General features: G+C 58.4%; 6 protein-coding genes. 3 read left to right on the top strand and 3 right to left on the bottom strand.

Annotated elements, in window-relative coordinates:
- Positions 1 to 20: 20 nt before the first annotated feature.
- A complete protein-coding gene (locus NT131_03455) occupies positions 21 to 1,055 on the bottom strand; it encodes an mRNA surveillance protein pelota (protein MCX6650699.1) in 1,035 nt (344 codons plus the stop codon).
- Positions 1,056 to 1,236: 181 nt separating this feature from the next.
- Here NT131_03455 and carA point away from each other — a divergent pair, with 181 nt between their 5' ends.
- The 3 genes from carA (at position 1,237) to NT131_03440 (ending at position 12,965) form a co-directional block, all read left to right on the top strand.
- Positions 1,237 to 2,316 (top strand): glutamine-hydrolyzing carbamoyl-phosphate synthase small subunit, encoded by a 1,080-nt coding sequence (carA, locus tag NT131_03450; GenBank protein ID MCX6650698.1) that lies wholly within the window; start codon positions 1,237 to 1,239, stop codon positions 2,314 to 2,316.
- Positions 2,313 to 5,504: a carbamoyl-phosphate synthase large subunit gene (gene carB, locus NT131_03445; GenBank protein MCX6650697.1), complete on the top strand. Its 3,192-nt coding sequence runs from the start codon at positions 2,313 to 2,315 to the stop codon at positions 5,502 to 5,504. The genes carA and carB overlap by 4 nt, the downstream gene beginning before the upstream one ends.
- Positions 5,505 to 5,597: 93 nt before the next feature.
- Positions 5,598 to 12,965 (top strand): right-handed parallel beta-helix repeat-containing protein, encoded by a 7,368-nt coding sequence (locus tag NT131_03440; GenBank protein MCX6650696.1) that lies wholly within the window; start codon positions 5,598 to 5,600, stop codon positions 12,963 to 12,965.
- Positions 12,966 to 12,989: 24 nt separating this feature from the next.
- Here NT131_03440 and NT131_03435 read toward each other — a convergent pair whose 3' ends face one another.
- Both NT131_03435 and NT131_03430 read right to left on the bottom strand, forming a co-directional pair.
- On the bottom strand, positions 12,990 to 13,859 hold the full coding sequence (locus NT131_03435; GenBank protein MCX6650695.1) for a DMT family transporter: 870 nt from the start codon (positions 13,857 to 13,859) through the stop codon (positions 12,990 to 12,992).
- 4 nt (positions 13,860 to 13,863) lie between these two features.
- Positions 13,864 to 14,364, bottom strand: coding sequence for a regulator of amino acid metabolism, contains ACT domain protein (locus NT131_03430; protein ID MCX6650694.1), 501 nt, complete (start codon positions 14,362 to 14,364; stop codon positions 13,864 to 13,866).
- Positions 14,365 to 14,484: the final 120 nt, after the last annotated feature.

Below are 14,484 nucleotides of genomic sequence, written 5' to 3'. Positions count from 1 at the left end.
ATATCTGGTTCTGGCCTCCCTCAGACCCGGTACCGGAGCAGCGCGGCCATCCCGCCCAGCGACTCCAGCTTCTTCCCGCCCTCGTGCAGCTCGCTGACGACGGTCACCCGCCCGCGGGCGTCCTCCACGGAACGCATCAGCGCCTCCACGTCCTTCTCTCGGACCATGGAATCGAGGATAAGCAACAGCTCCACCGCTCCGGCCTTGGCCGCCTCGCGCACTTCCTTGGGACCGTACGTCGCCAGTCCGTCCGTCCCCACCGCTTCGAGGAGCTTCTCCACCAGCTCGGTCTCCTCGGCCACGCGCGAATCTTTGAGCACCTCCGCTCCCATGCCCCGCTTCATCAGCTCCTGTATGCCGGTCATGCCTGATTGACCGGTATGGTAAAGGAAGGATTTTGAGAACATCTCCGGCTCCTTCTCCTTGCCCTTGGCCATTAGCGTCTCCTTGGCGAAGCCGGGGCCTAGGACGATCAAAGGAACGCCGGGCGAGTGGGCCTGCTTGGCTTTGGCAATGATCTCGCCGAAGTAGTTCCCCTCTTCTTTAGTAGCGTAATCCTTGCCGTGCCCGCCCGCAAAAATATCAGCCAGGCGCTGCACGCCGAACTGGCGCAGCACAGCTACGGTAGCTTCGTCATCGTCCAGGGATATGAAGATGACGCACGGTTTTTTGGAATCCTCCACCGCCCTGCGTACCCGTTCTAGCTGTGACGGCTTCCATTGTACTTTCACTACGGAGAGCACCTCGCCCTCCTCCATGATCAGGGTGTGATACGCACCAACGTCCTGCGGGCCTTCCTCGATGACGCCCAACAACCGCAGGCGGTTGTCGAACTCCCCGAACTCCACCTTTTCCAGACGTATGCCCAGGGTCATGCGCTTCTTCTCCCCCCGCTCCGCCCGGATCTTGTCGGATTTCGTCTCCTCCCGACGGTACGTGGAGGCGTACACCAGATCGCCGGGGGTCAAAATGTTGTAGAGGTGCCACAGATCGTCGGCCACCTCCACCTGCATCTTGATCTCGCCCTTGAACCGGTCCTGGTGCAGTACCTTCATCGTCGGCATGATGCTTTATCAGGAATTTATGGTTGTCTCAATGCTAGTCCGGCATTGGACATTCGTCGGGTAGAGATGCCTGATAATTGAACGCCTTGTATCTGTCCAGGCATGGCGCTGCTGGGCGGTGTCAGACGCTCAGTAAGGATTAAGTATCCTATAATGCTACCATGAAATTCTGATGGCAAAGTGCTTCCTGGTGCTCGAGGACGGGACTATCATGGAGGGCACGGGATTTGGTTATATGGAGAACACCTCCGGGGAGGTGGTCTTCAGCACTGGGATGACCGGCTATCAGGAAAGCCTGACCGACCCCTCCTTCCGCGGCCAGATCCTGACGATGTCCTACCCGCTAATCGGCAATTACGGTGTCAACTCCCGCGACATGGAGTCGGAGAAGGTCCAGGTAAGCGGTTATGTGGTGCGGGAGCTATGCGATGCCCCCAGCAACGGCTACGGTAATGGGGACCTCAACTCATTTCTTAAGGAAAATAAGATCCCCGGAATCGCCGGCATCGACACCCGCTCTCTCATCATCAGAATCAGGACCGCTGGTACGATGAAAGGCGCCATCGTCTACGACGGCGACCCGAACGAACATCTGGAGCAGCTGCGCAAGATGCCCTACCCCTCAGAGAGCAACCTGGTCGGCGATGTCAGCCCCAAGGAAGCGCTGCACTTCCCCAAGGAGGACGCCAAGAAGGTGGCGCTGTTCGACTGCGGGGCCAAGGCCAACATCGTGCGCGAGCTGAGGAAGCGCTTCGAATTATACCAGCTGCCTTACGATACTCCGGTCAAGTTCTTCCGCGACCATGAGGTCGACGGTCTCTTCATCTCCAACGGGCCGGGCGATCCGGCCCACCCCGCAATCAAGGAAACCATCGTTTCCAACGTCCGCCAGCTGAAGGACGATTACCCTATCATGGGAATATGCTTGGGCAACCAGCTGCTCTGCGAGGTCTTCGGCGGCAACACCTACAAGCTCAAGTTCGGTCACCGCGGGGTCAACCAACCGGTGAAGTACAATGACCGGGTGTACATCACCTCCCAGAACCACGGGTACGCCGTGGACCCCGAGACCATGATCAATTCTGGGATGGAGATCGACCAGGTCAACGTCAACGACGGGACGGTGGAGGGCATGCGCCACAACGAGCTGCCCATCTTTTCCGTGCAATATCATCCGGAAGCTCGGCCGGGGCCGAGGGACACCGGTTTCCTCTTCGACGATTTCGCCAAGATGCTGGAGGCGAGAAAATGAGCAAGGGCAAGCTCATGGTCATTGGCTCCGGACCTATCGTTATCGGTCAGGCGGCGGAGTTCGATTTCTCCGGCTCGCAGGCCTGTCGCTCTTTGCACGAGGAGGGCTACACAACCGTCCTGGTCAATTCCAACCCCGCCACCATCCAAACGGACCTGGAGATGGCCGACATCGTCTACATCGAACCGCTGAACGTGGAGACGGTGGCGGAGATCATCCGCAAGGAGAAGGTGGAGGGGGTGCTCTCCGGTATGGGCGGGCAGACCGCCCTGAACCTGTGCTCCGAGCTGGCTGACAAGGGTTATCTAGAAAAGCTCAACTGTCGTTTACTGGGCACTCAACCCCGAGCCATCGCCCTCTCCGAGGACCGGGAGCTGTTCCGGGAGACCATGATCCAGATCGGCGAACCTATCCCTCGCAGTGTCACCGTCCATAGCATCGACGACGCCAAGAAGGCCGTGGAGTCCGTGGGCGGCTTTCCAGTGCTTATCCGTCCCGCTTACACCCTCGGAGGCACTGGCGGTGGAGTGGCTTACAACGAGGAGGAGCTCATACCCATCACCGGCCGCGGTCTGATCTACTCGCGCATCCGCCAGGTGCTCATCGAGGAGAGCGTGCTGGGCTGGAAGGAGCTGGAGTACGAGGTCATGCGTGACCGCAAGGACAACTGCGTCATCATCTGCTCTATGGAGAACCTGGACGCCATGGGCATCCATACCGGCGAGAGCATCGTGGTCGCGCCCATACAGACGCTGAACGACGAGGACTTTCAGCTGATGCGGACGGCATCCATCAAGATCATCCGCGCCCTGGGAATCGAGGGTGGCTGCAACGTGCAGTTCGCCTTCAACCCGGTGACCAGGGAGTACCGCGTCATTGAAGTTAATCCGCGCGTCTCGCGCTCTTCCGCCCTGGCCTCTAAAGCTACCGGCTACCCCATAGCCAGGGTGGCGGCCAAGATCGCCATCGGGAAGACGTTGGACGAGATCCCGAACAAGATCACCGGGAAGACGTTCGCCGCTTTCGAACCGACCATCGATTACGTGGTGGCTAAAATTCCACGCTGGCCCTTCGACAAGTTCCGGACGGTCGAAACAAAGATCGGCACGCAGATGAAGAGCACCGGCGAGGTCATGGCCATCGGACGCACCATCGAGGAATCGCTCATGAAGGCGGTATGCTCCCTGGAGACGGACCGCATCGACCTGGAGCCGGAGATCTGGAGCGACAAGGAGCTGGAGGCGGAGCTGATCTCTCCGTCCGATAAGCGCCTGTATGGCATCGCCGAAGCGCTGCGCCGCGGGATGCCCATCGATAAGATAGCCGACCTCACCAAGTGGGACGCCTTCTTCGTGCGCAAGATACTGAACATCGTCAACATGGAGAAGGAGCTGGCCACCGGCCCGCTCACCCCGGAGCTGTTGAGAAGGGCGAAGCGCATGGGCTTCCAGGACGAGAGCATCGGCAAGTTCACAAAGAAGAGCGAGGCCGCGGTGCACCATATTAGGATGGAGAACAAGATTCTTCCGACCTACAAGATGGTGGACACCTGCGCCGCGGAGTTCCAGGCGGAGACGCCCTACTTCTATTCCACCTACGGCACGGATTGCGAGGTGCCGCATTCCGACAACAAAAAGGTGGTCATCGTTGGCTCCGGCCCCATCCGCATCGGGCAGGGCATCGAGTTCGACTATTGCTGCGTGCACGGGGTCATGGCCTGCCAGGAGCAGGGCGTGGACGCCATCGTCATCAACAATAACCCGGAAACGGTCTCCACTGACTATGACATCTCCGACCGCCTGTACTTCGAGCCGCTCACTCTCGAGGACGTGATGAACGTCATTGAGAAGGAGGACGCCGACGGCGTCATCCTGCAGTTCGGAGGGCAGACCTCCGTCAACCTGGCCGTTCCGCTGGAGGCCGCCCTGAAGGGCCGAAAGTGTCAGGTGCTGGGCACGTCCCCGGACATGATGGACGTGGCGGAGGACCGCAAGCGCTGGAGCGCGCTGATGAGCCAGCTGAACATCGCCCAGCCTGAATCGGGGACGGGTCATTCCTACGATGAGGTGAAGGTCGTGGCCGATCACATCGGCTACCCTGTGCTGCTGAGGCCGTCTTACGTGCTGGGCGGAAGGGGCATGGAGATCATCTACAGCGAGGAGGAGCTGAAGACCTACGTGGCCACGGCCGTCAAGGTCTCCAAGAAGCATCCGGTGCTGATAGACAAGTACCTGACGCACGCGAAGGAGCTGGACGTGGACGTGGTGTGCGACGGCAAGGACGTCTTCATCGGCGGGGTCATGGAGCATATCGAGGAAGCGGGCGTGCATTCCGGCGACGCCACCATGGTCCTCCCGTGCCAGACCATACCCCCCGAGGTCATGAAGAGGGTCATCGAAATCACCAAGCAGGTCGCGCTCGCGCTGCAGATCAAGGGCTGCATGAACTTACAACTGGCGGTGAAGGACGACGAGGTGTTCATGATCGAGGCGAACCCCCGCGCCTCTCGTACCGTCCCGTTCATCTCCAAGGCCATCGGCGTGCCGCTGGCGAAACTGTCCACCAAGGTCATGCTGGGTGAGAAGCTCAAGGACCTGGGGCACGTGGGCGTGGCGGAGTTCAAGCACGTGGCCGTCAAAGCGTCCGTCTTCCCCTTCCTGAAACTACCAGGCGTGGATTCCATACTCGGTCCGGAGATGCGCAGCACCGGCGAGGTCATGGGCATCGACAAGAACTACGGGGCGGCGATGTACAAGGCCATGATATCCGCCGGGAACAAGCTCCCGCTGCAAGGCGGGGTCTACGTGACCGTGGCCGACGCGGACAAGGCCCAGATACTGCCCATCGTCCAAGAGCTACATGAGATGGGATTCACCATATACGCCACCAAGGGAACGTCCACCTACATGCGCAACAACGGCGTGCCGATCACCACCGTCTACAAGGTGGCCGAGAACATCGCCCCGGACGCCCTGGGCCTCATGCGCCGCGGGGAAATCAACCTGATAATAAATACACCGACGTACTCTTCCGGCTCTCGCCGGGACGGGTACATGATGAGACGCCTGGCCGTCGAATTGGAGATACCGTTCCTGACCACGGTGCACGGGGCGAAAGCGACGGTTTGCGCTATAAAACGGGCTAGGCAGGGCGATCTGAAGGTCCGGGACATCGCCTCGTACCATTGATACTTCCGATAAGGAATCCTAAGAAAATCTGGATAAAATAGATATCTCCCCCAACTGCATGGTCTTGGTCATAGAATTCGGGGGGATTCTCAGATGTCACGGGGCAGAGCTTTAGCATTGGGCATATTCGTATTCTTGGGATTGCTATTGATCGCTGTTATGCTGTTCTCCGGGAACGCTTCGGCGAGGGACAGCGGTCCGCTGCACTTCGAAGGCGACACCGCCTTGGACCAGGCCAAGGTCGACGGTTATTGCACCGGCGACGGTACGGAAGGAAGTCCGTACGTCTTCGCTGATTACAACATCACCTGTACCGGTGAAGGATATGGCATATGGCTGAAGGACACCACGCGCTACGTGAACATCGAAAACTGCACCATTCACAACTGTCAATATGTCAGTGAGACCCTGCGAGGCTACGGGGTCTATCTTCAGAACTGTTCGAGCGTCACCGTGAACGAGAGCGCATTCTCTGATTGTGATTACGGCATAGTCGCTTCTCAATCCGACAATTGCACCCTGCTCAATAATGATATCAATTCCATCTCCACCATAGGAATCTCAATAGAATATTCATACTGGGTGATTACCGACTATAACTTCAAGAATATAATAGGGACGACACCAACCTATGGAATTCTTGTAAAGAACTCGCAATATGTAGCCATTAACGATACGGCTATCGTTGGATGCATCTATGGCATTGCGATTACCGATTCCAGTCGTTACGTTATCATGGACAACGTCACTTTGGACCGACAGGCCGGCCAGGGAATTAACGTTGATCATGTTTCGGAAGTCACCATCACAAATTCAACGTTCACCAATTTTGGGGATTATAGCTACGGCATTTATGGGCAACAAGTGACCTACATTGATATCCAGAATAATATTTACGACCTCGTGGGGACCCATGCCCAGGGCATCGCCCTATTCACCAGTGACCAGGTCCATATCGGTCACAACCGGATAAACGATACGGTCTACGCGATCTTCCTTGACGATGCGGAGAACGTCACCGTGGATAGCAACATCTGCACCAATACCTCGGACTTCAACATGCGCCTGACTATACAAAATGGCCGCGTGCAAAACAACACCGTTGCCAGCGCCCCCTTCGGTATCTCTTTTATGAACTGCATCGACGTGACCGTCCTTGACAATGATCTCACCGTGACACCATCATTTGGTAGCGAGGGGTTCAATCTATACCAATGCCAGGACATGCGGGTGGAAGATAACGTCATCGATTTTGAGACCGGGGAGTTCAACAAGCCCGTATTCCTAACCTTGAGCTCGAACTGCCAGATCGTCAACAATACCATCACGGGCCTAGCCAACACAGGCATCGCTGTGTACAGCAGTAGTAACATTTTGATCTCGGGTAACTATCTGGCCACCATCGGTTCGATCGGCATCAATCTTGATACGATCCATGGAGCTGCGGTATTCGACAATACCATCGAGGGCGGACTCGAGACCGGACTGCTGGTCTCGCTCTCTCATGACCTGCATGTTTATGGGAATGACCTGGAATCCAATCATTACGGGATCGTTTTACAGAATTCCTACGACGCCACGATCGAGGGGAACTATGCCAACTGGAGCATGGTGCGAGGCATATCAGTGGAGAGCGGCGGTTCCTATTCCAATGTGACCGTCCGCTATAATTTCTGCGTGAACTGTGATACGGGCATCGTTGTGAGCGCCATAGGCAATGTAGTGGTCGAAGATAACGATTGCTCCTACGGAAGCAACGCCGGGATATTCTTTAGTGAATCCATGCTCTCCTACGCTGGCAACAACACAGCCACGCATTGTGGGGTCGGAATCGATTTAGGCGACAGCCAGGGATGCATGGTGCATGGAGGCTCTTTCGACTACTGTAATGTGGGCGTCTCCGTGGGGAACGAGGGTGGGAACATCGAGAATGTGAGCGCTTCCCACTGCGGGGCGTACGGGCTGCAGATCAGCAACGCCATGTATACCTTTGTCTCCAACTCCACCTTCTCTTGGAACGTGTATGGCATAAGCGTCAATTTGGATATTAATCACGAGCAACCGATCACGGTTAAGGATTGTTTCATTGAGAACAACTCCGCGGACGGGCTACACGCCTACGGTGGTCATTGGGCTGATGTGTTCGGCAATCACTTCGCTAACAATCTGGATTACGGTATCTACCTGGGAATCACCTGCAATAGTTGGTGGATCTACAACAACACCTTCCTGAACAACAATGGGATCTCGTTCATAGATCCCAATTCATACCAGTGCTATGACCAGGGCACATTAGACGATTGGTTCGTCTGGGCAGGCGACCGCAATTGGGGCAACGGCTGGAGCAACCTGCCCAACGTGGACCTCAACGAGGATAGTTATGTGGATGACTCGGTCTGGATCGGCGGGTCATACCTCCACTACCAATACCAGCTGCCTTATGGCCCCAAGATAGAAGCCCCGGCCGCACCCACTGGATTGGTGGGGGTCCTTTCCTCTTGCTACATAGATCTGAACTGGACTGAACCGGTTCACGGCGGGAATGCCACGGTCGTGTATTACTATGTGTACATGGGGCTGTCCCCGGGCTCCCTGGAATTCATCGGCAACACCTACGGTGAGCTGTTCTATCAGGTCAATTACGAGCTGGTCAACGGTAACATCTATTACTTCGCGGTGGCGGCAGTAAACAATTACGATTTCGTTAGTGAGCTTTCCAATATCATGGAGGTCAACTACACCCTCTACCCCCTGGCCAATTCCGGTCCGTTAATCATACATAGCGACCAGGAGTTCGCGGACATGGCCGACCTGAAAGGATGGGTAGGGGACGGCAGTGTGGGAAGTCCCTACGTCATCGAGGACCTCATCATCGACGGGTCTGGATGGGAGGATTGCATCGAAATCTGGCACACTACGGTGCATTTCGTCGTGCGCAACTGCACCTTTTACTTCGGCACCCTAGGCATGTCTGGTAACGGCATCGGTCTTCTGGACGTCGTCAACGGCCAATTCTTCGAATGCACCTTCGCCGGGGAGATGTTGAATGGAATAAATTCTGAACTAAGTCAATTCATCGTGGAGCAGTGTACATTCAGCGGACCATCGAACTATGCGGTGCTCGCTCAATACGGATTCGGGATCCTGGTGGCCAACTCCACCTTCGATGGATGCAATACTGGAATAGGCCTCTTTTCGTTCAATGACGTCACCATTCGTGGTAGCAGCTTCCTGAACTGTTTGACCGGCGTCTACGCGTTCGAAGGCGAGGACCTGGAGGTCAGTGAGAACACTGCCATCGGAGGACGTTTTATCGACCTGAGCGTTGTGGCGACGGTCACCGTCGAGGCGAATGTGGGTACGGACATCGAATTATTCGGATATTTCAACAACGCCAACAATGTCCAGGTGCGTAACAACACAGTGGATGGCAACGGCAATTCGGTTGGTTTGAACATCTACCAAGGTTACTCGGTCATAGTCGAAGGGAATTCACTGAGTGGATTTACCACGTGCATCAGTGTATCTGCTGGATCATTCATCCAGTTGTTGAACAACACCGTTATTGACGGAAGTTACAATGGGATGTACCTGCAATCGATCAGCATTGGATTGATCGAGGGCAACAACGTATCTGGCAACGGAATGCACGGGATGCAGCTGGGTTCGGGCATCAGCGGTCTGACCGTCAGAGGCAACATCTTCGGTGACAACCTCGGTTACGGCGTATATATTGACCAGAGCATCTCCGCTACCTTCACGCTGAACATGTTCCGCGGCAACAACGGGAACGATGGCACGTATTCCACAGGAACGATCCAGGCCTTTGACAAATATCTGAGCTGCCAGTGGTCGTCCGGAGGATATGGGAATTATTGGGCCGAATGGACCTCTCCGGACGTCGATTATGACGGCATTGTGGACCAGCCTTACGGCTTGGGTGAGGAGGAATATCTGGACTATGCGCCCTTGGCGCATGCGTTCGGTGTCCCGACATCGCTGCAGGCTCAGGTGGGCAACAGTTGGGCCCTGCTCAGCTGGGACGAGGTCATTTATGACTTCACATCCGGGGTCGACGGATATGTAATTTATCGCAGCCTGGATGCAGGTGGGCCCTTTGCGTCCATCGGAACGACGACCGCTCGCCATTTCAACAACACTGGATTGACAATGGGCACCACATATTACTATCGCGTGGCCGCATATCGCGGAGCGGAGATCGGTAGCATGTGCCTGCCGTTATCCGTAACTCCCTGCAACACGCCGGGAGCACCGACCGGTCTATCCGTTAGCCGCGGTATCGGTTCCCTGGAACTGAGCTGGACCGCGCCGACGGACCATGGCGGGGCGGAGATCACCGGTTACGCAATATACCGGGGAACGAACCCGTCGAGCTTGGCCTTCCTGGGCAACACCCTGGGGATAGAAACCATCTACTTCGATGGTCCGTTCGGGAACGGCGAGACCTATTATTATGCGGTCAGGGCCATCAACCAGGCCGGGCCAGGAGCGGCGTCGGCTACCGTGGGCAATACCACCTTCGACGCGCCCTCCGCACCGCTGAACGTCGACACCCAGTTCGGCAACCACAACGTGACGGTCAGTTGGAACGCCCCCTCCAGCGATGGCGGGACGCTCGTGACCGGTTACGTTGTGGAGGTCAGCCATTCCGGCGGGAGCGGCTATTATTATTTCGGACCGGCCGTCCGCAACGCCCTTATTATCAGCCTGGCTAATGGTGTGGAGTATGGATTCCGCGTCTACGCGGTGAACATCGCCGGGGAGGGGGACTGGTCCACCATCATCTATGACACTCCGGCCACCCTGCCCGGAGCACCTGAAGGTCTTGTGGCCGTGCCGGGGAATTCCAGCGTAAGCCTTTCGTGGCAGCTGCCATCGGACGATGGCGGAGACGCCCCTACTTCCTACAACATCTACCGTATGGACCTGGAGAACGGTTGGGCGCTGCTGGGAAACAGCACAGTACGGAGCTATGTCGATTCGACTGTGATCAACGGCATGATCTACTACTACCGCGTGAGCGCGGTGAACAAGGCTGGCGAAGGCTCGATCTCAAAAGAGACCGGGGCCGTACCGGGCTTGCCCTTGGCCCCTACCGGTTTGACGGCGACCAATGACGGCGGGAACGTCCGCCTCAACTGGACCGCTCCGGCGGATGACGGCGGAACGGACATAGTAGGTTATAAGGTCTACCGCGACGGCGGCTCCGGGTTCATTTACCTGGGCTCGGTTAGCGCTGGTTCGCTGAGCTATCTTGACGCCACCGCTACCCCCGGAATTGAATATCGCTATCGGGTCAGCGCGGTCACCCTCAACGGAGAGGGATCCCCGTCCAACGCGGCGATCCTCACCCTTCCCTTGACTTCCCCGGAGGCCCCGGTCATAGATTCCGCGGTGCAGGAGGATGACGGCGTGCTGATCGTCTGGCATGTGCCAGAGAGCTCCACCGTTCCGGACCAGTTCCTGATCTACCGGGGAGCCGCGTCGGACTCCCTGATGCTCATCGCCATAATCGATGGAGACGTGCTCGAGTACCTGGACCTGGCCGGAACGGCCGACATGTTCTACGCCCTGCGTTCCTCCAACCAGTATGGCGTGAGCGAAATGAGCGCCCCCTACCAGGCCACGCTCGGCATCGTCCTTCCGCCGGAAGCGCCGCAGGGTTTGACGGCCATAGCAGGTGATTCCCTGGTGACCCTTAGCTGGACCGCTTCGAACGGAGCCGTAGGTTACCGTGTCTATCGGGACAACGGAAGCGGATACGCGCTGCTGGACACGGTGGCTGGGGTGGGATATTCAGATGGGACGGTGCTTAACGGAGTTCCTTGCTCCTACCGGCTGACAGCTTACAACGACGGAGGGGAGAGCGGTAACTCCACGACGGTCCTGGCCACCCCGGGAAGTGTCCCGGGCGCGGTACAGAATCTCACCCTGACCGAAGGAGCGGGCATCGTCACCCTGGACTGGGAGGCCCCGGCGGACGACGGCGGCTCGGCCGTGCTCGGCTACCGGGTGTATCGCGACCTGGACGGTACTGTGACGTTGCAAGCTATGGTCAATATCATGACCTACACCGATCATAACGTGGTCAGCGGCCTGCCGCACACCTACTGGGTGGTGGCCTTGAACGCCTGGGGGGCCGGTCCGGAATCCGCTCGCGTGAACGTGACGCCTGACGAGGTGGTCGTTACCGGTCTTCCGGCCCCGTCCTACCTGCTGGCCACGGTCGGCAACGGGACGGTGACCCTAACTTGGGACCCCATGGTATCCTTCCATGTGAACGGCTTCCGGGTGTTCCGGAGCGACGGCGGGAACTTCACCTTCCTGAGCGCTCAGAACGGCTCGTCCTATACTGACGTCGGACTTGTGAACGGAGTGACGTACACCTACCGGGTGTATTGCTTCATCGGCACGGCGAACGGAGAGAACGCCACGGTGGACGCCACGCCGGGAACGGTGCCCGGGGCGGCCACGCTGAACGCCCAGACCGCGGTGGACCGCATCACCCTGGGATGGTCGGTCCCGGCCAACGGCGGCTCGTCGATCATCGGTTACCGCCTCTACCGCACGCCGGGCATCGGGACCACCGTGCTGCTGGCCTCCCTGACTGGGAACGCATACGTGGACACCAGCGTGCTTGCCGGTGTGAACTACACTTACATGGTGACCGCCCTCAACGCCTTCGGGGAGGGAGCGCCGTCAAACACCATGGTGCTGCGCACCAATCAGCAACCCTCGCCCAATACCGATGCGCCCGCCGCACCGTACCTGATCTCGGCCACCGGTGGCAATTCCAGCGTAACATTGCTCTGGAGCGTCCCGAGCGATACGGGTGACGGACCGATCACCGGCTACAACGTGTACCGCGGGACCAGCCCCCTGGCGTTGCAGCTCCTGGTGTCCGTTCCCGCTGGATCCACCACCTACGTGGACGGTGCGGCGGTCTACGGCACCACGTACTATTACTGCGTCTCCGCCCTCAACCAGTGGGGAGAGGGCGAACCTTCCAGGGTGCTCAGCGCCTCCCTGGTGGCCCTGGCCGTCCCCGGAGAGGTGAACGTGGAGGTGGAGGAGGGACAAGGCCGCCTCACCCTGACCTGGTCCGTCCCTGACGACCAGGGCAGCTCGGCCGTCACCGGTTACAATATCTACCGGCGCGGGGAGGGAGGCGATAGGCAGCTCATAGCCACCGTTCCCGCCGGCACGGACACCTTCGTGGACGGTTCGGTCGAACCGGGTGCGGAGTACGACTACTGGGTGACAGCGGTGAACGCAGCCGGCGAGGGACCGCTGCCCGATGCGCCGGTCTCCGGCGTCCCGCTGGCGGTCATCACCGGCGTAGCTTCGCCCGGACCTCTGCCCCTGATAGCGGTGGCGTTAGGTGTCGTAGGCTTGCTGGTGGCCGTCGTGGCTATCGTGCTGGTCCTCCGCAAGAAGTAGGCCAAACCCTTTCCCTTTCCTTTTTTATCCGCTCTCTTTGACCGGACGGTCCGAAGCGGTGAGCAGCACCCCCAATAGCACCAGCGGGGCGGCCAATATCACCGTCCAACCCGGGGCCTCGGCCAGCAGCAGGAAGGCCATCAGGCTGGCCAGTATCGGCTCTCCCAGCAAGGAGGTGCTGATGACCGGGGCGGACAGGTACTTCAGCGACCAGTTGTAGACGGTGTGGCCGAAGATGGTGCAGACCACGGCCAGGGCCATGAAGATGAGCAGCTCCTCGCCGGAGTATGGCCACAGAGGGACGCCCGTGATCAAGGCGGAGGAAAGCAGCACCACGCTGGCCGTCAGGTACACCAGGAAGGCGTAGGTGAATATGCCCAGGGAGCGCCGGAGCACCCTGCCGGCAAGAATGTATATCGCGGCCATGACCCCACCGACCAGGGCCAGCGTGTTGCCGTAGGCCCCTTCGGAACCGAGGCCGGACAGGGCGATGAAGGCCACCCCGGCGAAACCGATGATCACGCCCAGCACGGTCCTTTTCGAGGATTCTTTGAGCAGCAGCACCGAAACGGCACCGACTATAAGCGGGTGGCAATTTACCAGCAGGGTGCTGGCGGCGACGGAAGTGTAGTTAAGCGAGGAGATGAAGGTGAAGAAGTGGACGGCCAAAACAACCCCGGTGATGAGCACCAGCAGTGAGGTCTTGCGCGGCATCCTCTCCGCGTTTCGTCGTTCACGGAAGGCGAAGGGCGCCAGTATGAGCGAGGCGAAGAGCATGCGGTAGCCGGCGATGATCAGAGGGTCGGCGTCGCTCCAGCGGATGAATATGGAGGCGAAGGACACGGCCAATATGGCCACGAACAGTGCCGGGTAGGCCCATCGCTCCTGGCTCATGGTATCAATGCAGGACGACGGAGCGCACGCCCTTGCAGGCACGGATCTGGGGTATCAGTTCCGGAGGCACCACACCCTCGGTGATGATGTAAAGACTGGGCTCTGGGGATAGGTCGGGATCGCTGACCACCACCTGCCGCAACGATATCCCGGCCCGGGCGATGACCCCGGCCACCTCGGCGATGATGCCGCAGGTCTTGGCGTCGGTGGGAAATATCTCGAGGGCGGTCCAGCCCATGACCGGGGCCACGTTGCAGAGCAGGGCGGTCGGTTCCAAACGGCAGAACAAGGTCCGCAGCTCGTTGCTCCCCTCGATGGTCTCGATGGCCGAGCGCACGATGCGCCGGTCGACGCCCGCCGCCCGCCCGATGGCCATGTCGGCTATCTCGATGTCCCCGCAATACACCCGGGCCTCCTGCACCTTGAGACCGTACTGCAGGAGAAGCTTGGCCACCTTGGCTTGGGAAGGGTACTTGCCGAAATGCTTGGAGAGAGAGCGCCACATGATTCTCCTCACCAGAATGACGGATATAAAAACTCATTGATGCCCTAATTCATTCAACGATGTATCGTATTGTTAAACAACAATGAACGGCGAATCACGGTCGAACTATGGAAATCGTCC

The sequence above is a fragment of the Methanomassiliicoccales archaeon genome (assembly GCA_026394395.1).
GTDB lineage: Archaea > Thermoplasmatota > Thermoplasmata > Methanomassiliicoccales > UBA472 > UBA472.
This window is presented reverse-complemented; position numbering and strand designations above follow the sequence as displayed.

What these genes read in the sequence shown, in the direction of transcription:
- NT131_03455 (MCX6650699.1), bottom strand. Translation starts at nt 1,055, where the DNA reads ATGAAGGTACTGCACCAGGACCGGTTCAAGGGCGAGATCAAGATGCAG.
- carA (MCX6650698.1), top strand. Translation starts at nt 1,237, where the DNA reads ATGGCAAAGTGCTTCCTGGTGCTCGAGGACGGGACTATCATGGAGGGC.
- carB (MCX6650697.1), top strand. Translation starts at nt 2,313, where the DNA reads ATGAGCAAGGGCAAGCTCATGGTCATTGGCTCCGGACCTATCGTTATC.
- NT131_03440 (MCX6650696.1), top strand. Translation starts at nt 5,598, where the DNA reads ATGTCACGGGGCAGAGCTTTAGCATTGGGCATATTCGTATTCTTGGGA.
- NT131_03435 (MCX6650695.1), bottom strand. Translation starts at nt 13,859, where the DNA reads ATGAGCCAGGAGCGATGGGCCTACCCGGCACTGTTCGTGGCCATATTG.
- NT131_03430 (MCX6650694.1), bottom strand. Translation starts at nt 14,364, where the DNA reads ATGTGGCGCTCTCTCTCCAAGCATTTCGGCAAGTACCCTTCCCAAGCC.